This is a genomic window from Clostridium gasigenes (assembly GCF_900104115.1).
Lineage (GTDB): Bacteria > Bacillota > Clostridia > Clostridiales > Clostridiaceae > Clostridium > Clostridium gasigenes.
This window is the reverse complement of sequence record NZ_FNJM01000001.1, coordinates 68257-87833: the sequence shown is the minus strand read 5'-3', so window position 1 is coordinate 87833 and position 19577 is coordinate 68257. Positions and strand designations below refer to the sequence as shown.

The 19577-nt window shown below is 27.8% G+C and carries 18 protein-coding genes, 1 pseudogene and 1 other annotated feature; of the genes and pseudogenes, 3 read left to right on the top strand and 16 right to left on the bottom strand.

Features of this window, described 5'->3' with window-relative positions:
- Positions 1-151 precede the first annotated feature (151 nt).
- The gene (locus tag BLS77_RS00405) at positions 152-1501 is read left to right on the top strand and encodes a [Fe-Fe] hydrogenase large subunit C-terminal domain-containing protein (RefSeq protein WP_089964759.1); all 1350 of its coding nucleotides are present in this window, start codon (positions 152-154) and stop codon (positions 1499-1501) included.
- 98 nt (positions 1502-1599) lie between these two features.
- Here BLS77_RS00405 and BLS77_RS00400 read toward each other — a convergent pair whose 3' ends face one another.
- Entirely contained in the window at positions 1600-1794 is a 195-nt protein-coding gene (locus BLS77_RS00400) for a hypothetical protein (protein ID WP_089964758.1), read from the bottom strand.
- Positions 1795-2084: 290 nt separating this feature from the next.
- Between BLS77_RS00400 and BLS77_RS00395 the strand changes: the two genes are divergently transcribed.
- Positions 2085-2915 (top strand): pentapeptide repeat-containing protein, encoded by an 831-nt coding sequence (locus tag BLS77_RS00395; protein ID WP_089964757.1) that lies wholly within the window; start codon positions 2085-2087, stop codon positions 2913-2915.
- A 93-nt stretch (positions 2916-3008) separates the two neighbouring features.
- Here BLS77_RS00395 and BLS77_RS00390 read toward each other — a convergent pair whose 3' ends face one another.
- The 8 genes from BLS77_RS00390 to BLS77_RS00360 form a co-directional block, all read right to left on the bottom strand.
- On the bottom strand, positions 3009-5021 hold the full coding sequence (locus BLS77_RS00390; protein ID WP_089964755.1) for an ABC transporter permease: 2013 nt from the start codon (positions 5019-5021) through the stop codon (positions 3009-3011).
- Positions 5011-5778 (bottom strand): ABC transporter ATP-binding protein, encoded by a 768-nt coding sequence (locus BLS77_RS00385; RefSeq protein WP_089964753.1) that lies wholly within the window; start codon positions 5776-5778, stop codon positions 5011-5013. Before BLS77_RS00385 ends, BLS77_RS00390 begins: the two co-directional genes overlap by 11 nt.
- Before the next feature lie 265 nt (positions 5779-6043).
- Positions 6044-7060, bottom strand: coding sequence for a sensor histidine kinase (locus tag BLS77_RS00380; protein WP_089964751.1), 1017 nt, complete (start codon positions 7058-7060; stop codon positions 6044-6046).
- A complete protein-coding gene (locus BLS77_RS00375; protein ID WP_089964749.1) occupies positions 7057-7725 on the bottom strand; it encodes a response regulator transcription factor in 669 nt (222 codons plus the stop codon). Before BLS77_RS00375 ends, BLS77_RS00380 begins: the two co-directional genes overlap by 4 nt.
- Positions 7726-7910: 185 nt before the next feature.
- Positions 7911-9269 carry a branched-chain amino acid transport system II carrier protein gene (brnQ, locus tag BLS77_RS00370; RefSeq protein ID WP_089964747.1) on the bottom strand — a complete coding sequence of 453 codons (1359 nt, stop codon included), beginning with the start codon at positions 9267-9269 and terminating at the stop codon, positions 7911-7913.
- Between the two features lie 169 nt (positions 9270-9438).
- Positions 9439-9703: a binding site (T-box leader), on the bottom strand.
- Between the two features lie 162 nt (positions 9704-9865).
- Positions 9866-11152, bottom strand: coding sequence for a sensor histidine kinase (locus BLS77_RS00365; protein ID WP_089964745.1), 1287 nt, complete (start codon positions 11150-11152; stop codon positions 9866-9868).
- Positions 11153-11178: 26 nt separating this feature from the next.
- Positions 11179-11307 carry a hypothetical protein gene (locus BLS77_RS20460; protein ID WP_278336629.1) on the bottom strand — a complete coding sequence of 43 codons (129 nt, stop codon included), beginning with the start codon at positions 11305-11307 and terminating at the stop codon, positions 11179-11181.
- A gap of 30 nt (positions 11308-11337) precedes the next feature.
- Entirely contained in the window at positions 11338-11889 is a 552-nt protein-coding gene (locus BLS77_RS00360) for an accessory gene regulator B family protein (protein WP_089964743.1), read from the bottom strand.
- A 174-nt stretch (positions 11890-12063) separates the two neighbouring features.
- On the opposite strand from BLS77_RS00360, the pseudogene BLS77_RS20685 reads away from it, so the two are divergent.
- Positions 12064-12324, top strand: a pseudogene (locus BLS77_RS20685) (IS701 family transposase); the annotation flags it as partial.
- A 284-nt stretch (positions 12325-12608) separates the two neighbouring features.
- Here the strand turns inward: BLS77_RS20685 and treR are convergent.
- The 7 genes from treR to BLS77_RS00320 all read right to left on the bottom strand — a co-directional run bounded on the left by treR (position 12609) and on the right by BLS77_RS00320 (position 19574).
- Positions 12609-13319 (bottom strand): trehalose operon repressor, encoded by a 711-nt coding sequence (gene treR / locus BLS77_RS00350; RefSeq protein WP_089964741.1) that lies wholly within the window; start codon positions 13317-13319, stop codon positions 12609-12611.
- Between the two features lie 34 nt (positions 13320-13353).
- Positions 13354-15018, bottom strand: coding sequence for an alpha,alpha-phosphotrehalase (treC, locus tag BLS77_RS00345; protein ID WP_089964739.1), 1665 nt, complete (start codon positions 15016-15018; stop codon positions 13354-13356).
- A 53-nt stretch (positions 15019-15071) separates the two neighbouring features.
- On the bottom strand, positions 15072-16481 hold the full coding sequence (gene treP, locus BLS77_RS00340; RefSeq protein ID WP_089964738.1) for a PTS system trehalose-specific EIIBC component: 1410 nt from the start codon (positions 16479-16481) through the stop codon (positions 15072-15074).
- A 126-nt stretch (positions 16482-16607) separates the two neighbouring features.
- A complete protein-coding gene (gene ygiD / locus BLS77_RS00335; RefSeq protein WP_089964735.1) occupies positions 16608-17384 on the bottom strand; it encodes a 4,5-DOPA-extradiol-dioxygenase in 777 nt (258 codons plus the stop codon).
- 180 nt (positions 17385-17564) lie between these two features.
- Positions 17565-17996: an Rrf2 family transcriptional regulator gene (locus tag BLS77_RS00330; protein ID WP_089964732.1), complete on the bottom strand. Its 432-nt coding sequence runs from the start codon at positions 17994-17996 to the stop codon at positions 17565-17567.
- A gap of 82 nt (positions 17997-18078) precedes the next feature.
- The gene (locus BLS77_RS00325; protein ID WP_089964730.1) at positions 18079-18822 is read right to left on the bottom strand and encodes an ABC transporter permease; all 744 of its coding nucleotides are present in this window, start codon (positions 18820-18822) and stop codon (positions 18079-18081) included.
- Positions 18819-19574, bottom strand: a complete 756-nt coding sequence (locus tag BLS77_RS00320) for an ABC transporter ATP-binding protein (RefSeq protein WP_089964728.1) — start codon at positions 19572-19574, stop codon at positions 18819-18821. Before BLS77_RS00320 ends, BLS77_RS00325 begins: the two co-directional genes overlap by 4 nt.
- Positions 19575-19577: the final 3 nt, after the last annotated feature.

Here is a 19577-nt window from a genome sequence, read left to right as displayed (position 1 = left end):
CAAAGTATCATAACCTTAAACTATAAAATCTTTATTATTTGAATTTAAGTATTATTTTTTGAAATCTATATATACTAAGTATATAGATTTTTATTTTAGGCATATTACTCTGTTGTTTTTTGAATATGCCTTATTCGTTGGAGGTAATTGTATGAATAATAAATATGCTGATATGTTTAATCTTTTAGTTAAATCATATTATGATGGTAATTTTGATGAAACTCTTACTCGTGTTATGGGAAATCATGAAAAATCTCCCCAAGAAACCTTTACTATTATTTCATCTTTATGTGGTTCTAATCTAGAATATGATAATAATTATATGTATAACTTAAAGAAAGCAATAACAAATTATTCTGTTAACAAAAAGATAGTTGAAAAACTTAAAGAGTGTGATTGTGAGTGTACTAGAGATGATAATAATAAATTCAAATGTCAAGCAGCTTGTCCTTTTGATGCAATAGGCTACGATAAAGAAAGTAAATCTACTTATATAGATGATGAACGTTGTGTTGATTGTGGATTATGCGTAGATGCATGTAAATCTGGAAAGTTTTTAGACAAAATAGAATTTGTTCCTATAATAGATTTAATAAAAAATAACGAAACAGTTATTGCAGCTGTGGCACCTTCTATCAGTGGTCAATTTGGATCTGATGTTACTATGGATCAGCTAAGAGCAGCCTTTATTAAAATTGGTTTTAATGACATGATAGAAGTAGCTTTTGCTGCTGATATGTTAACTATAAAAGAAGCTGTTGAATTTAATAAACATGTAAATGGACCAACTGATTTGATGATAACTTCTTGTTGTTGCCCTATGTGGGTTGGAATGCTTAAAAAAGTTTACAAAGATCTTATTCCAGATTTATCCCCATCTGTATCACCTATGATTGCAGCTGGTAGAGTTATTAAAAAGCTTAATAAAGATGCTAAAGTAGTCTTTATAGGACCATGTATTGCTAAAAAAGCAGAGGCAAAAGATAAAGATATAGTCGGTGCTATAGATTTTGTTTTAACTTTCCAGGAAGTTGATTCTATTTTTAGATCCTTAGATATTAAACCTAACGACTTAAAAGGAATTCCTTCTATTGAATACGCTTCTCGTGGTGGAAGGCTTTATGCCCGCAGTGGAGGTGTTTCCATTGCAGTTTCTGAAACTATAGAAGAACTTTACCCAACTAAATTTGAACACTTAAGACCAGTTAAAGCTTCTGGTGTTAAAGAATGTAAAGAAGTTCTTGAAAGAGCCTTAAACGGCACACTTGATGCAAACTTTATTGAAGGTATGGGTTGTGTTGGTGGATGTGTTGGTGGTCCTAAAACTATGATTCCTAAAGAACAAGGGAAAATAGCTGTAGATGAATTTGCTTATGACTCCCCTATAAAAGTTCCACTTCACAGTGAAATTCTTGATGAACTTTTAGAAAAACTTGATATAAATTCTATAAGTGATTTTGAAGATCCTGATAAAATTAGTATTCTTGAACGTGATTTTTAAATTTTAGATTATAGGCCTTAAGATATTGTAAAATAAATAACTAGTAAAATGCCTATTACAATTGTTATAGGCATTTTATCAACTACATTCTTTTATATCTATTTATTTTGATAGGTGTTAACTTCTCTCTTAAAATAAAACCAAGTTCCATCTACTCCCGATAGTTCCCACCCTCTCTCACCAAGTAAGTTTAGCCTATACTCAATTTCTTCATTATATTTACTTTTAAGAGCTTTAAAAATACCTTTTAATTCAATTTGTATTTGTTCTACTCTATACTCATATTGTTTCATATAATCCTCCTTAAGTTAAATAATAATATATTATAATTCAATCTCCATGCTAAGTATTCACAGGTTAAAACCTAAAAACAACTCAGTTTTAGTTAATAATTCTAAATTTGTAGAGAATGTGAATAAAAGGGTTCTTTGAAAATTAAATAGTGCGATATTTTAAAAACATGTTATAATTTATACATAATAGTAATAATTAACTACACAAGTATTATACAGTTGTTGAAATACAAAATATATACTTTTGAAGTAAAAGTTATTTATAATTTTTTAATATGAGGTAAATGAATATGGTATATACACATGAAGATAAATATAATAAAGAGTTGAAAGTTGATTGTGAAAAATGTTTTGGATTATGCTGTATAGCATTGTACTTTTCAGCTTCCGAGGGCTTCCCCATAAATAAAGACGCTGGTAAGGCTTGCATAAACTTACAATCTAATTTTACTTGCTCTGTTCATAAAACTCTTAGGAGTAAAGGTCTTAAAGGATGCACCGCTTATGATTGTTTTGGTGCAGGTCAAAAGGTAGCTCAAGTTACATGTGGTGGCAATGACTGGAGACAAAAACCAGAATCAGCCAATAGAATGTTTGATGCATTCTTGATTATGAGGCAGCTCCATGAAATGCTATGGTATATTAACCAAGCACTTGGCCTACAAACAGATTATAGCATAAAAGAGGAAATAGTTTCATTAATAGATGATATTGAACATCTTACTCTTCTTAACATTGATTCTCTTTTAGAATTAGATGTTGTGGCTTATCGAAATAAGGCCAATATATTTCTTAAAAATACTAGTGAGCTAGTTCGAACTAAAGCTTGTAGAGAAAAGAAAGTCAATTCAAAAATGAAATCTTATTTTGGAAAAGACTTGAGAAAAACTAATCTTATAGGTGCCGATTTAAGAGGAGCATGCCTTATAGCGTCGAATCTTAGAAATGTTGATTTAAGTGGGGCTGATTTTATTGGAGCTGATTTGAGAGACGCTGATCTTAGTGGAGCTAATCTATCAAATAGTATTTTTCTTACTCAATCTCAAATTAATGTAGCCAAGGGCGATTCCCATACAAAACTACCCAATGTTATAGTTCGCCCAAAATATTGGTCAATATAATTAAGTTACTGATTAATAAAAATAAATTAAAAGAGGTTCCTATGATAAGATTGAATTTTCATTCTCCCATTATCATAGGAATCTCTCTCCCAACTATTTTATAGCATTTTTACATCCATTATAAGTTGCTAGAAAATATGCTCCATATATAATACATATTACCCCGCCCGTAATTAAGGATGCATTAAAACTATTTGCTCCTCCAAATATTACTACAACTTCATTTGCTACATACATTCCTACTATTGAATGAACTACTGCTAATGATAGTGGCATCATAAAGTAAATTAGTATTTGAACAAATATTGATTTATTTCTCATTTTTCTATCAACACCTATTTTATTTAATGCCTCATATCTACATTTATTATCTGCGGCTTCTGACAATTGTTGTATTGCTAGAACTGCTCCACTTGTAATTAAAAATATTATACCTAAATATATTCCAAGATATACTATAGTTGTTGATAATCCACTCCTAGATTCAATAGCTATCTGTCTAGTATCTCCATCTATAGCTTTCAACTTATCCTCACTATTATTATCATTCATTAATCTAGTCATATCTTTTTGTAATAATGATTCCTGCTCCTTTTTATCATCTTTATAGTTTAGATTAAGAATTCGCTTTACAGGTGTTACCCCTTGTACTTTTTCATCTGGCAATATAAATGTTAAAAAATTCCCTTCCATCATTGTTGTTTCTATATTTTCACAAATAGTTTTTTTAGAATTTAAATTATAATTTTCTCCATTTATATTTATACTACTATTATTTTTTAAGAATTCATTTATTGAAGATTCAACAATCTTAAAGTTATTTAAAAATAACACATCATCCTTTTTTAATGTAACTTCATTTTCATTTTGTAGTTTCATTGCTTTATTAAACTCTGAAACTTTTATTATCTGAACATTAAAATCCATTAGAACTTCAAGTTTACTTTTTACTGATGGGTCTGTTGTATCTTTAATTATTTCTTTAAACATTACATCTGAATTATATACATCTAATTCACTATAATTATCAGAATATAATTTTATATCAATGCCTGCCATTTCCTTTATTACAGTCTCTACTTTTCCACCTTCTGGGTTTTTCAATAAATCCATCTTAAATGTAGCATCATATGGTGTTAAAAACTTTATATTTTCATCTGAAGCATTCTTAATTGAAAGCCCTGATGAAAGTATGCAAATAGCTAAAAATAACATTAAACATATAAAGGACATTGATATAAATGTTGTGTTAACCTTACTATTTATTTGTCTTAGGGTAAACATATTTAAGTTTTTTAAATATAATTTTTTATTAGATTGAATAAGCTTCAAAGCAAATCCTGCTAATGATCTAAAGAATAAGAATGTACCAATAATACCCAACACTATAGACAACCAAAACCATTTATCCGTAGCTGCTAATCTATTTTGTATAATAAGATAATAAGCTATTCCTAAAGAAGTAAGAGATATAATAAATAAAAATACTGAAACATAAATATTTTTACCTTTTAAATCCTCACTTTTCTTTGATGCATTTAATAAATCTACTAATTTATATTTAGTTATTGTAAATGAATTAAATATCATAACTAACAAGAACATAATTCCAAAATATATTATTGTTTTAATCATAGCTGAACTTGAAAATACAAATTTATATTTATTTAAATCTACTAAAAATAACTTTGCTGTTAATGCTGATAGCCCTTGTGATAAAATCACCCCAAGTACCAACCCTGTAACTAAAGAAATTAAACCTATTAATATTGTCTCAAATACTAATAATGAAGATATTTTACCTTTTCCCATACCAAGGGATACATATATACCTAGTTCTTTTTTTCTTTTTCTTATTAAGAATCTATTTGCATATATTATTAAAAATCCTAAAATAAATGAAATAAATACTGATACCCCTGAAATCATATTTGTTAGCATTTTCATTATACTCATTTGCACTTCCGATAACTCGAGCATAGCTTGTTGAGATTCTATTGAATTAAAGGTATAGAATATACATACTCCAAATGTTATAGTTAAAAAATATATTAAATAATCCCTAAAGCTTCTTTTAACATTTCTTATTGATAAATTAAAGTACATTTTCTGAGTCACCTCCAAGTAATGTTACTACTTCAATTATTTTATTAAAGAATTCTTTTCGACTATCAGTTCCCCTTATTAATTCATTAAATACTTTTCCATCCTTAACAAATAATATTCTTTTACAATAACTAGCCGTAAAAGCATCATGTGTTATTATTGCAATAGTTGCATTAAGTGTCTTATTTAAATTATCTAAAGCTTCAAGCAACATTCTAGCTGATTTAGAATCAAGTGCTCCCGTTGGTTCATCTGCCAGTATTAGTGTTGGGTTTGTAACTATTGCTCTTGAACATGCCACTCTTTGTTTTTGCCCACCTGATAACTGATAAGGAAATTTATTTAAAGTATCTAAAATTTCAAGTTTCTTTGCTACTTCTTTAACTTTTTCATCTATAACACTAGGCTTTTCTCTTAAAATAGTTAATGCTAAAGCTATATTTTCGTAAGCAGTTAAAGTATCTAATAAATTAAAATCTTGAAATATAAAACCTAATTTTTCACGTCTAAATTTTTCTATATCCTTTGATTTTAAACTTGTTATATCTTCTCCATCTATAAATATATGACCACTAGTAACAGTATCTATTGTTGCAATACAATTAAGCAAAGTAGTTTTCCCACTACCTGAAGGCCCCATTATTCCTATTAGCTCTCCCTCTTCAACTTCAAAAGAAATATTATCTACTGCCTTAGTTACATTTCCCTTATTTCCATAATATTTTTCAATTTTCTCTACTTTTAATATAGTTGCCATTTAAATTTCCTCCCCTTATTAAGTTCTTCAAATAAATCATAATTCTTTATTATTGTGATTTTTTCAGTTTACTTATCTTTCTTATATATTTTCTAGTCTTTTTCATTTAGCTACCTACTTTACACATAAATCTTTAAGTAGTAGCTACATTTATTATTTTAAAGCAAATCACCATTTTCAGTAATAAGTTATCCTTACAATGAACTTACATTATTGTCACATTAGATTTTTTTTAAGATATGGTAAAGTAATAGAGTCGTAAATTTTACGACTCTAAAATCATCATTTTACTTTTTGGAAATATAATTTCTACTTTTGTTCCTTTATTTATTTGGGAACTTATATTAATAGTTAATCCTATTTTTTTGCAAAGCTTTTTACATAGATATAAACCTATACCTGTAGATTTCTCATAAACTCTTCCCGACGCCCCCGTAAAACCCTTAGTAAATACTTTTCTTATATCCTTTTCTTCGATGCCTATGCCGTTATCCTCAATATAAAGAATAACACTATGTTCATTTTTTATAGTATATATTTTTATTACTGAATCTTTTATCTTGGAATATTTTATAGAATTATTAATTATTTGATTTAATATAAACTCCACCCATTTAACATCACTAAATACAGTTTCTTTAATTTCATCCATTTCTAACTTAATTTTATTTTGTATAAAATATTTGGAATTCTTTTTTATAACAGTATTTATACAGGATTTTAAATAAAATTCTTTAATTATATAATCCTTCTCAACATCATTACTTCTAGCATAATAAAGAGCTTGATCTATTAATCCTTCAACTTTATTCAATTCTTCTAAAATACTCAAGGTAGACTTATGCTTATTATTTTCTATTACAAGTTTGCTAGATGATATTGGTATTTTGATTTCGTGAACCCAGGTTTCAATATACTCTCTATATTCTTGCTTTGAAAATCTTTCTTTACTTATTTCATCATTCATATATTTACTTATCTCTTTTATAACAGTATATAAAATTTGCCCATCCACAAATGAAGATTCTTCTATAACTTCTCCAATCAATGTTTTTTTATCTAAGTTGTCTAATGAAGATAAAACAATTTTATAATATTGTTTTCTATTATAATAATCAATTACTAAATAGCTTACTATTGGTAATAACCATATTATAAATATTAAAATAATAAAGGCTAAATCCACCTTATAAATATAAAATAAAAAACTAAAGAAAAGAAATATCATTAAATTAATACCTAAAAGTATAATCTTATTTTTTATGTAACTTATAAAATTCATGGCATTATATACCCTATTCCCCTTCTAGTTTCTATTGCATCTTTCATCCCTGTATTTTGTAGAGTTTTTCTTAACCTATTTACATTTACAGTTAGTGTATTATCATCTATAAATAATTCAGAAGTCCATAGATATTCCATTAACTCATCTCGAGTTACTATATTACCTTTATTCTTCATTAAACAATTAAGTATTTTATGTTCATTTTTAGTTATTTCAAACTCAGAATTATCCACTGAAATAGTTCCCCTTGATAAATTTAAAGTTAACTCTTTATAAATCAAAACATCTGAAATATTGTTTTTATAGGTTCTCTTAATTATTGATGCTATACGTGCTAATAAAATTTGAATATTGTAAGGCTTAGTAACAAAATCATCTGCACCTAAATTCATACTCATAAGCTCGTCCATTTCACTGTCCCTACTTGTAACTATTATTATAGGAACATCACATGTCTTTCTAATTTCTCTACATATATAATACCCATCATAAACAGGTAAATTTATATCTAATAATATTAAATGTGGTTTTTCTTTATTTACATGATCAACAATATTATCCAAATCACTTGGTGCTTCGACTTCATAACCATATCTAATTAATAATTCTTTAAGTTCATTTCTAATTTTCTCAGTATCTTCAATAATTAAAATCTTTTGCAAATCTCTCACTCCCTAACAAGCTTTAAATCTATACCACTATATGTTATCCTAAATTTGCCATACAATCAATTTTTATAAGCTACGTCGCTAAATAAATTGATAGCAACGTAGCTTATTTATAATTGCATTTAATATACAACTAGTAATTATCAGAAATATTGGTCTGTTGTTTTTTTAAATATGCCTTATCTAATTTCAGCATAAATATCTGCACTTTCTACTAATTTATTATTTGCAAATTTTTCTTTAACAACTTTAATTATTACACCTAATATTAAGCCTACAATTGCAGGAACTATCCATCCTAACCCTTGTGAATAAAGTGGTAATTTGCTGCATAAATCCATTACAAATCCTAACTTTATCCCTACTTGTCCTAATGCATCAACTATACTTACTACACCTGTAAATAATATTGTTAAACTATAAACTGTCGAATTCCCTTTTAAAAAATTATCTACCATTGCAAGTACTATAAGCATTATTGATATTGGATAAATTGCATTTAATACAGGTACTGATATTGCAAGTATTTTTGTCAGCCCCATATTTGCAAGAGTCATACTTGAAAGAGATAGTATTCTAACCCAATTCTTATATGATATTTTACTAGTTAATGTCATAAAATATTGACTACATGAAGTTATAAGCCCAACACAAGTTGTTAAACAAGCTAAAGTAAATATAACAGCTAGTAGCAAAGCTCCTGGTTTCCCAAATATATAAGTTATAACATTTGTTAATGTTTGTGCCCCATTTTCTGTTGCTCCAAATCTTCCACCACTAGTAGCACCTAAATGAGCTAGCATTGAATAAATAATAACTAATAATATTCCTGCTATTACGCCCGCCTTTATAGATGCTGAAACCATTACTTTTTCATCCTTAACACCTTTAGATTTTATTGCCCAGGCAATAACTATCCCAAAATTTAAAGCTGCTATTGTATCCATTGTTAAATAGCCTTCTAAGAATCCTTTAACAAATGGTGAGGCCATATAGTCCCCTGTTGGTTGTCCATAACCACCTAATGGTTTAAATACACCTGCTATGAAAACAAGTGAAATTAATATTAATAATATAGGCGTTAAAACCTTACCCATACGATCAACTAGCTTAGCTGGTGATAAAGAAAGCCAATATGCCACTAAGAAAAATACTAATGTAAATAAAAACAATGCTAATGTTTTTGATACACCTTGTGGCAGATATGGTGATACCGCCATTTCAAAAGGTAAACTTCCAGCTCTTGGAATACCTAAGCAGGGTCCTATTGATAAATATATAAGAACTGTAAATATTGCTGCAAATATTGGATTAACTCTTTTTGCTAAATTATTTAACCCACCTGATTTTGCTACTGCTATTACCCCTAAAACAGGAAATCCTACTGCTGTTATAAAAAATCCTAGCATTGCAATCCAAGATTGATTCCCTGCTGTTTGTCCTAAAAATGGTGGAAATATTAAGTTTCCAGCACCAAAAAATAATGAGAAAAGCATTAAGCTTATAAATACTAAATCCTTCTTTGATAATTTATTCATTTTAAATTGCCCCCTTTTTTAATTGTCAGTAATCTTTTTCAAAATAACTAATTACTATACATTTATCCATAACTTTTTTATTTTTCTTACTAATAATTAATATATCACTTTCAATACTCATAAAATTCCCCCTTTTAAATACACAAAAAAAACCCGCCCCTTGCTATAAACAAGGGACGGGATTAACCGCGTTACCACCCTAATTCTATAAAATAAACCTATAATAAATAAGTTATTTTATAGCTCTTAGATACATATCTAACAATACGCTTTTCTTTTAACGGTGAAAGACTCCGTCAAAACCTACTAAAATTAATTTCGGCTTTGCTTCTCCGAGATGATTTTCAGTTATATATTGAACATTGGCTTACAGCAAAATACCAACTCTCTGTGGAACAAAAATATTACTTACTTTTTCTCTTCATAGAATTTATTTGGATTTATATGTTATTTATATGATATATCAACATTTGTTTCCTGTCAATATATTGGCAGATATTTTTTGTCTATTATGTAATAATAATCTTTTAAAGTTATCATTTACCTAAAACATCAAGTTCAAAATTAATCAACCATTAACAAGCTAAGTATAGCACTCAGCTTGTTAATGGTTCTTTTCTTTTAATTGGTAATATTATTTTAAATTCTGTAAAATCATCTGTACTTATTACTTTTATAGTTCCCTTATATTTTTCAACAATCTCTTTTACTATCGCTAAACCAAAACCATGATCACCATGTTTTTTAGTTGAAAAGCCTAAATTGAAAATCTTATCTATTGTATTTTCTTTAATTCTTGGTCCATTATTCTGTATCTTTATTACTATACTATTTATACACTTATAAGTCTTGGCTGTAATAAGGCCTTTTCCATCCATGGCTGTAATGGAATTACCTACTATATTTAAAATCACTCTTTGTAATTCTAATTCTGACATTATAAATTCATCCAAATCAACTTTTTCATCTATGACCACATTTATGCCTTTAGAAACAGCTTGTCTCATAGCTATTGAAATAATCGAATCTGAACTATTTGTTAGTTCCACTGCATTGGATATACTGTTATTCCCCTTAATAATATCCTTCAATAGTTCTCCTAATCTTTCATGATTCCCCATTAGATGCACTCCATATAAGTATGAGATTTGAGCCCCATAATCATGCTTTACCTTTTTTAGTTCAGTAATCTTTAAATCTAATTCTTTATTAATTTTTGAAATTTCATTAATTCTTTTCTGCAAATTTGAAAAATACGTAACTACAACAAAAAGAAAAGCTATTGCCGCAATCATTATGATATCTCTAGATAATGAATTCTCCTTAAATTTCTCATTCATTATCCAAATATATGATACCATATATTGTATTGAAAAAATAATTATTAGTACTGTAGATAATGAGTATTTCCTTATAACTATATCCTTATAAATAATATTCATTTTATCTATGTACTTGAAAATTAAATACTCCATAATAAATTGTGGACAATAAAGAAATATTATTATTGTAAGATCTAAATACTCAATAGGTACTATACCTTTTATATGTCCTAAATATATACTTACGCATATAAGGACATTAATTTGGATACAAAAATAACCTAATCCGTTGGCTATTATTGCTTTTTTATAATCTTTTTTATAAGAAACTCCAATAATTATGATATTTATAATATAGATTATTAGTGATCCTATAGTTGTATTTCCCCCAAAAGCCGTACCTATCACTATTGTAAAAAATAAAATTATGCTAACTATAATAACTTTTTTATAACTTTCTTTTTCCCCTTTTTCTCCTTTTTCTATAAAGTAAAATGGAATGTATGATAAAAAGACTGCTTGTATTACAGTATTTATAAAATCTACAACATTTATTATCAAAGTTTGTCCCCCTGACTATTTATATACTATCTTAAATTTTTAATAGAATCAGGCATATCTTCAGTTCCAATACCTGCCATAGATGCTGCCCCTAAATTTATCATTCTACCTGATAACATTAGTAAAATTGCTCCAATATATTTTTTGAAATTCATATTATTCACCACCTTTTTTAATTAATAAATTTATTTTTTATTAAACATTAAACTAGCATTAATGAAGATTGTCCATACTATTATCTCAGAATATTCTGCTATTTCAAACACAATTAAAGATATTACACTGGCTAAAATAGTCATTGTAATTCCTATTCTTCTATTTTTATTGATTAATTCTAATTTAGTTATTGGCATATCATCATTTAATATAGGCGCTCTATTATACACTATAAAAATACTAATCATATCCAATACTATTATACTAAAAAAGTCTAGCTTACTTTTTATCGATAAAATAATTATCATACTAGCTATTAGTAAAGTTGCTATAAAACATTTGATTTGTGTTTTCTCATGGTATCCACCAATAAAAGGTTTGGTTAAAACCATGCATATTAATAGCGTTAATCCCTCATTAAAATATCCAATTATTTTAAATATAAATAATAACAAAATAATTTTTATTATTTCTAAAAATAGAACCCTTATAGTATACTCTACTTGTTCTTCTTGATCTTTTGTATATCCGCTAACCAATGCTAGTTCTTTAATTATTTTTTTTAATAATTTTCTACTCATATAACACCTACAATCTTCTTTGTCATTATAAACCCACTTGTCTACATAAACAACATATTTTTCTTATTTTGCTTATTTTTTTATCTTATTATATAAAATTCCATATTTATATTATTACTGTAATAGCTCAAAACACTTGAATAATTTTACGATTTAATAAAATAAAAATTAATTATATCAAAAGAACTTTCAATAGACAAATTTTTTAATCAGTTAAACTTTGATTTATATCTGACTAAGCCACAATCAAAGTATATAAAAGTTATAGCAAAGTGTTCATTTCATAATTCTCATTTAAAAGAGAAAACGGTATATTGTCATCAAATATTTGTTTCATTGCTATCTGGCTACAGCTACATAAGTGCTCTAAAAACTAATAGAGTTATTTTTCCTGAAGGCTGTACTAAATTAGGAACAAAACTTAATAAATTTGCTACTAATTAATAATCTCACTCTCTATACTCATAAAATTCTCCCTTTTTAAATACACAAAAAAAAACCGCCCCTTGCTATAAACAAAGGACGGGATTAACCGCGTTACCACCCTAATTCTATAAAATAAACCTATAATAAACAAGTTATTTTATATCTCTTAGATACATATCTAACAATATGCCTTTCTTTTAATGGTGAAAGACTCTGTCAAAACCTACTAAAATTAATTCGGCTTTGCTTCTCCTAGATGATTTTCAGTTATATATTTAACATTGGCTATTATCTTAATGTCTTCTTGCAAAATCTACAAAAACAAACTTATCTGGTCTATGTCTTGATTCTGTATATTGAAAAAGGCTTGTATCATCTAAATATGTATAACTCTTAACTACTACTATCATTTCAAAGCTTCTCATATCTAAATATTTTTTATCTTCTTCTGTTGTCATCTGAACAGTTATCTCTTTTTTTGCATAAGCTATTTTTAACCCTAAATCATTCTCTACATACTCATATAATGATTTTTTGCATATATCTTCTGACAAGTTTTCCACAAATTTTTCTACAACATAATCTTTATCTAAAATTACCTTTTCACCGTCTATTGCTCTTGTTCTAATTATTTCCCAAACCTTATCCTCTGGAGCAAGTTCTAATTTATTTGATATAGATTTTCTAGGAATTATACAGTCTAAAAGCTCTACTATAGTTTCTGAACATTTCCCAAGCTTATCTGTTATCTCTTTAAAACTTACAACACCTGATACTGGAAAATTAAACTTATTTATATCTAATACAAATGAACCCTTACCTTTTGTTTTTTGTATATATCCATTTTGTTCTAATATATTTAATGATTTTCTTATAGTATCTCTAGATACACTATATTCCTTCATTAATATATTTTCTGAAGGTAATTTATCATTTACTTGATATATCCCATTTTCTATTTTACTTAAAATATTATTGTATATGCTTAAATATTTACTATCCATTCTATCACCATAAATATTTTAACATATTTAGCTACTAATTTTCAATATAGTAAACTATAGATTCATAAGCTCTAAGTAATAATTTCTCTTTTTCTACCACTTTTTTATTATAGTTTGATATTAATATAGATACCTTCTTACTTTTTTCAAATATATTTTTTGGCAAAGATACTTCTACATCATAATTATAAAAATTATTTAAAACTACAATAGAAGTGTTTTTATAACTTCTTGTGAACCCTAAAACATTCTTATCCTCTTCTAATATCATTTCAAAATTTCCATATGCAATAACATCATATTCTTTTCTTAATGATATAAGTTTTTTATAGTAATAGAATACCGAATCTTTATCTTTAATAGCCTTTTCTGCATTTATATCTTTATAATGCTTGCCAACAGGTATCCAAGGTGTTCCCTTAGTGAAACCAGCTTCTAACTCATTATTCCATTGCATTGGAGTTCTTGAATTATCTCTTGATTTAGCTCTTAAAATTTCTAGTATTTCTTCTTCTTTTACTCCTTGAGCCATTAATATATTATAATAATTTATTGATTCTATATCTCTATATTGCTCTATTTTATCAAAGTATGGATTTGCCATTCCAAATTCTTCTCCTTGATATATATATGGTGTTCCTCTCATCATATGGATTGTTGTTGCTAACATTTTCGCACTTTCTTTATGGTATTTTTTATCATCCCCAAACCTAGATATTGCTCTAGGTTGATCATGATTACACCAAAATGTAGCACTCCATCCATTTCCATATTCCATGCCTTCTTGCCATTCCTTAAAAATACTTTTAAGCATTTTAAAATCAAAATCCACTTTCGTCCATTTATCTCCATTTTCATAATCTACTTTCAAATGATGAAAATTGAACACCATTGATAATTCATTTTCTTTTGGATTTGAATATTTAATGCAATTATCTACTGTAGTTGAGGACATTTCACCAACTGTTACTATATCTTTTTTGTTTCCAAAGGTTTTTTCATTAAGCTCTTTTAAATATTTATGTATTTTAGGTCCATCTGTATAAAATTTTCTTCCATCTCCACTACTATCATCTTCAAATACTAATGGCTTGGATATTAAATTTATAACATCTAATCTAAATCCTTTTACGCCTTTTTCAATCCAAAAATTAACTATATTATATATTTCTTTTCTAACTTCTTCATTTTCCCAATTTAAATCCCCTTGAGTAACGTCAAATAAATGAAGATAATATTGATCAAAATCTTCTACATACTCCCAAGCAGAACCTCCAAATTTTGATACCCAGTTAGTTGGTTCTTTTTCTTCTTTTCCATCTTTAAAAATATAAAAGTTTTTATATTTTTCATTTCCCTTTAAAGCTTCTTTAAACCATTTATGCTTTGTAGATGTATGATTAAAAACCATATCTAGCATAACATAAATATCTCTATTTCTAGCTTCCTCTACAAGCTTATCAAAATCATTCATTGTCCCAAAACTAGGATCTATATTATAATAATCTTCTACATCATATCCATTATCTTTTTGTGGTGAAATATAGAAAGGTGTTAACCATATATAATCTACCCCTAATTCCTTTAAATAATCTAGTTTATCTATTACTCCGTTTAAATCTCCAATTCCATCTCCATTTGAATCTTTAAATGATTTAGGATATATTTGATATACAACGCTTTTTTTAAAATCTTTCATACTATTTAACTCCTTAACAGTAAAAGAAGGGGCATTCACCCCCACCTTACTCCTTATAATTTAAGTTTCTTTTTTCCAATTACAATTGTTAATACAAATGGTACTATAATCGCTACAACCATTGCTACTGCAAACATTCCCATACTCTTTGGTTGAATTGATAATATTCCTGGAATTCCACCGATTCCTATTGAATTTGCCATTACATTACTAGAAACTGATATTATTCCTGCTACTGATGAACCTATCATCCCTGCTATGAACGGAAAGCCATATTTTAAGTTTATACCAAATAAAGCTGGTTCTGTTACCCCTAGGTAAGCTGAAATGCAAGCTGGTATTGATACTTGTTTTTCCTCTTCATTTTTTCTATGTAAATATATCATAGCTAACACAGCTGATCCTTGTGCAATATTTGATAAAGCAATCATTGGCCATAATGATGTTCCACCTACTTCTGCCATTAATTGAAGATCTATGGCATTTGTCATGTGATGTAATCCTGTGATTACTAATGGAGCATAACCAAATCCAAATATTCCTGCAAATAACCATCCAAAGCTTGAAGTTAATCCTGCATATACTACTGTTGAAATCCATGATCCTATAGCCCAACCTACTGGTCCTAAAACTATATGTGCTATAAGTACTGTTGGTATTAGTGCACAAAATGGTACTATTATCATTGAAATCGAAGCTGGTGATATTTTTCTTGCTAATCTTTCAAGATATACTAATACAAATCCTGCTAATATTGCTGGTATAACTTGAGCTTGATACCCTATCATTTGAACTTGTGCAAATCCAAAATCCCATACTGGAGGTACTTGCCCACTGGATACTGCATAAGCATTTAAAAGTTGTGGTGATACTAAAGTAAGTCCTAGTACTATACCAAGAATTTGAGTTGTCCCCATTTTCTTAGTTATTGACCAGGTTATTCCTACTGGTAGGAAATGAAATATAGCTTCTCCTATTAACCATAAAAAGCTATGTGTCCCTGCCCAAAACTGAGATATTTCAATTAGTGATTTTGTTCCATCCTCAAAAAATTTAATGTCTCCAATAATATTTCTAAACCCTAGAATTAATCCACCAACTATTATTGCTGGTATAAGTGGTGAAAATATTTCTGCTAAATTAGCCATTATTCTTTGCAGAAGACTCATATTTGTCTTTGCTGCATCTTTAGCAACATCTTTACTTACACCATCTACTCCTGCAACTTCTATAAAATCGTTATAAAATTCTGCTACTTCATTTCCTACAATAACTTGGAACTGTCCTGCTTGAGTAAAAGTACCTTTTACAATTTTCAACTTTTCTATCTCTTCTTTACTTGCTAAGGACTGGTCATTTAGTACAAATCTCATACGAGTTGCACAATGAGAAACAGCAGATATATTTTCTTTACCACCTATGTGATTTAAAAGTTCTTTTGATTCTTTTATATATTTTCCCATTTTTATTTACCTCCATCCCGTTGCAAATCTTGTACGTACACGTTTGCTATGTTTATATATTATCCTGTACGTACAACATTGTCAATAGGTAATGTTAATGTTTTCAAAAGAATTTTTTTATAGTCCTTATCCTATTTTTATAGATCTCATAGACAAAGATCCATGATGTATTTCATCAAATATAAATTCAACTTTATCTTCATCTTCCTTTAATGCTAAAACATATAATAAGGGTAAAAAATGTTCATTTGTTGGAACAGAAGCTAAAGCATCTTGCCCAAAATCTTTATAATTAATTAACTTATCATGTTCATCATTAATAATAGCGTCCCGTACAAAATTATCAAAATCTAAAGCCCATTTGTAAGGTTTATCCTCTTCATTATATTTCATTTTCCCTAGGTTATGAACTATATTCCCACTTGCTAAAATTAGTATTCCCTGTTCTCTAAGCTTAGATAATTTTTTTCCTAAATTATAATGATATTCTTCCTTTTCTAATGCATTTAAACTTAATTCAAATACAGGTATATCTGCTTTAGGAAAAATATGCTTTAATACACTCCACCCACCATGGTCTAATCCCCATGTGTCAGTTAACTTTACATCGTAATTTTTAAGTTCTTCAAATGCTAAGTTTATATAAGGTTTAGCTCCACTAGTTGAATATTTCACCTTATATAATTCTTCTGGAAACCCATAAAAATCATATATTTCTTTAGGTGAATCTTGCTTTGTTAAAAAAGTATTATTTATATACCAATGAGCTGATATAATCATAATAGCCTTAGGCTTATCTAGTTCTTCCCCTAATTTGTTAAGACTTTTACTATAGGAATTCTCTATTATTGCATTCATTGGACTTCCATGAGCTATAAATAAAACTGGTTGCTTTTTAATCAATTTAAACCTCTCCTCTTAATTATATTTTAAACATTTTTTTAAGATATTATCAAATAAATAACTAGTCAGTATTCTTGTTTTTTACAACGACTAATATATTTAGACTTTTCAATTATAGTAATTATTTAACGGCTTATCGTTGTAACTTAAATGGTTACATCATTGATAAAAAAATTGACTTTAATTCTCATTTTTTTTTCTTATACCTGTAACTACATATTCCATTGTTACATTTCCTAATACTTGTTCCATAGCCTCTTGCGCACTTAATAGTACAACTTCAAGAACAGCTTGAATGTTTGCACCTATTGGACAATTTATATTTGGCGATTCATGAAATTGAAATAATTCTCCTTCTTCCACAACATCTACAGCCCTATATATATCTAGCAATTTTATTTGGTCTAAATCCTTTAATAAATAGGCCCCACCAACTCCTGCTATAACATTAACTAGACCTGCTCTCTTTAACATTCCCATTACTCTTCTTATAACAACTGGATTAGTATTTACACTTCCTGCTATCCATTCAGAAGTACATAATTTGCTATCTTCCATAGATAGTATAGATAAAATATGAACTGCTACAGAAAATCTACTGCTTATTTTCATTTTTCTCACTCCCGTTGTAACTATTATAGTTCTAACTAAAATCTAAGTCAATAACTTTTATATTTTTCCCCAATGTTTAATTTCACATTTTCCATTTACATACTATGCCCTCAAAAAAGTCTATTAGTATAAATAATATCAAACCTAGAAAACTTAACATTACTATTCCAGAATACATTTCTACATAATTAATTCTTGACCAAGCATCTTGTATAAAATATCCTAAACCTTTATTTGTTCCATAGGCCTCTACAAAGAAAAGTATTGAAAAAGATGTCCCTATAGATAATCTAATATTAGTTAATATTTCTGGTAATATTGCAGGAATAGTTACATGATAAAATAGCTGAAGCTTGCTTGCTCCTAAGCTAATTAAAGGGTTATAATTTTCGTTTATTATATTTGATACCGAATCTCTTACTGATACTATTATCTGGAACAGGGTTATTAAAACTATTAATGTTATCTTTGACCCATCCCCTAACCCATAAATTGTCATCACAACCGGTAATAATGCTGTTTTTGGAATTGGATATGTAAAATATATTAATGGATTTAATAGTTTATTTACTTTTTTAGAGTATCCCATTAATAATCCTATAATTATACCAATCACAAGAGATATCAACAAACCTATCACTACTCGATACAAACTTGCAGTTATATGTATATAAAATCCATTTTTGAATAATGTGGGCATGTACCTATATATATCCTGTGGTTTTGGCACAATTCTCGAATTCATAACTATGCTGAAAATATACCAAATAACATTTAATATTATAAATCCCTTTACAAATGTACCTATCTTTTTTATTTCTCTCACTTATTCCAGCCCCTCCTTATCAGGTTTTTTATATGTGAAAATAACTTTGAGTAATCTTTATCTATTTTATAATTTTTATTATTAAATAAATTATTGTCTATTACTTCTATGATTTCTCCTGGTGTATTAGACATTACTATTATTTTTTTCCCCATGTACAAAGCTTCATCAATACTATGAGTTACAAAAAATGTAGTCATTTTATTTTCATTCCATATTTCTAAAAATAGCTCCTGTGCCTCTTCTCTTATAATAGCATCTAAAGCAGAAAATGCTTCATCCATTAATAACAGGTCTGGTTTCATTAAAAAAGTTCTTACAATTGAAACTCTCTGCTTTTGACCCCCACTTAATTCACTAGGAAATCTATTTTGAAATTCATTTATATTTAATCTTTTCATCATTAAATCCATTTTTTCAACTGTTTCTTTTTCAACTATTTCACCTCTTATTTTAAAAGGCAAAAGGCAATTTTTCTTTACTGTTTTCCAAGGTAAAAGTCCAAAATTTTGAGGAATAAACCCTATTTTATGAATATGAGGGTTAAGTTCTTCTGCATTTAGAAGAACTTTCCCCTCATAGTTTTTTATTATTCCTGATAGTACATTTAATAGTGTAGTTTTCCCACAACCCGAAGGCCCTATTATTGCACATATATCATCATTTTCTGCTTTAAAACTTATATGTCTTAAAGCTTCAACTTTTTCTTTTTTTGATTCATAGAAAACAGATACATCTTTTATTTGCATCATAAA

Excerpts from the sequence above, each read along its gene's own strand:
- BLS77_RS00360 (WP_089964743.1), bottom strand. The coding sequence starts at position 11,889 with ATGAGTAGAAAATTATTAAAAAAAATAATTAAAGAACTAGCATTGGTT.
- BLS77_RS00400 (WP_089964758.1), bottom strand. The coding sequence starts at position 1,794 with ATGAAACAATATGAGTATAGAGTAGAACAAATACAAATTGAATTAAAA.
- BLS77_RS00395 (WP_089964757.1), top strand. The coding sequence starts at position 2,085 with ATGGTATATACACATGAAGATAAATATAATAAAGAGTTGAAAGTTGAT.
- BLS77_RS00320 (WP_089964728.1), bottom strand. The coding sequence starts at position 19,574 with ATGATGCAAATAAAAGATGTATCTGTTTTCTATGAATCAAAAAAAGAA.
- BLS77_RS00330 (WP_089964732.1), bottom strand. The coding sequence starts at position 17,996 with ATGAAAATAAGCAGTAGATTTTCTGTAGCAGTTCATATTTTATCTATA.
- brnQ (WP_089964747.1), bottom strand. The coding sequence starts at position 9,269 with ATGAATAAATTATCAAAGAAGGATTTAGTATTTATAAGCTTAATGCTT.
- treP (WP_089964738.1), bottom strand. The coding sequence starts at position 16,481 with ATGGGAAAATATATAAAAGAATCAAAAGAACTTTTAAATCACATAGGT.
- treR (WP_089964741.1), bottom strand. The coding sequence starts at position 13,319 with ATGGATAGTAAATATTTAAGCATATACAATAATATTTTAAGTAAAATA.
- treC (WP_089964739.1), bottom strand. The coding sequence starts at position 15,018 with ATGAAAGATTTTAAAAAAAGCGTTGTATATCAAATATATCCTAAATCA.
- BLS77_RS00405 (WP_089964759.1), top strand. The coding sequence starts at position 152 with ATGAATAATAAATATGCTGATATGTTTAATCTTTTAGTTAAATCATAT.
- BLS77_RS00390 (WP_089964755.1), bottom strand. The coding sequence starts at position 5,021 with ATGTACTTTAATTTATCAATAAGAAATGTTAAAAGAAGCTTTAGGGAT.
- BLS77_RS20460 (WP_278336629.1), bottom strand. The coding sequence starts at position 11,307 with ATGAATTTCAAAAAATATATTGGAGCAATTTTACTAATGTTATCAGGT.
- BLS77_RS00385 (WP_089964753.1), bottom strand. The coding sequence starts at position 5,778 with ATGGCAACTATATTAAAAGTAGAGAAAATTGAAAAATATTATGGAAAT.
- BLS77_RS00380 (WP_089964751.1), bottom strand. The coding sequence starts at position 7,060 with ATGAATTTTATAAGTTACATAAAAAATAAGATTATACTTTTAGGTATT.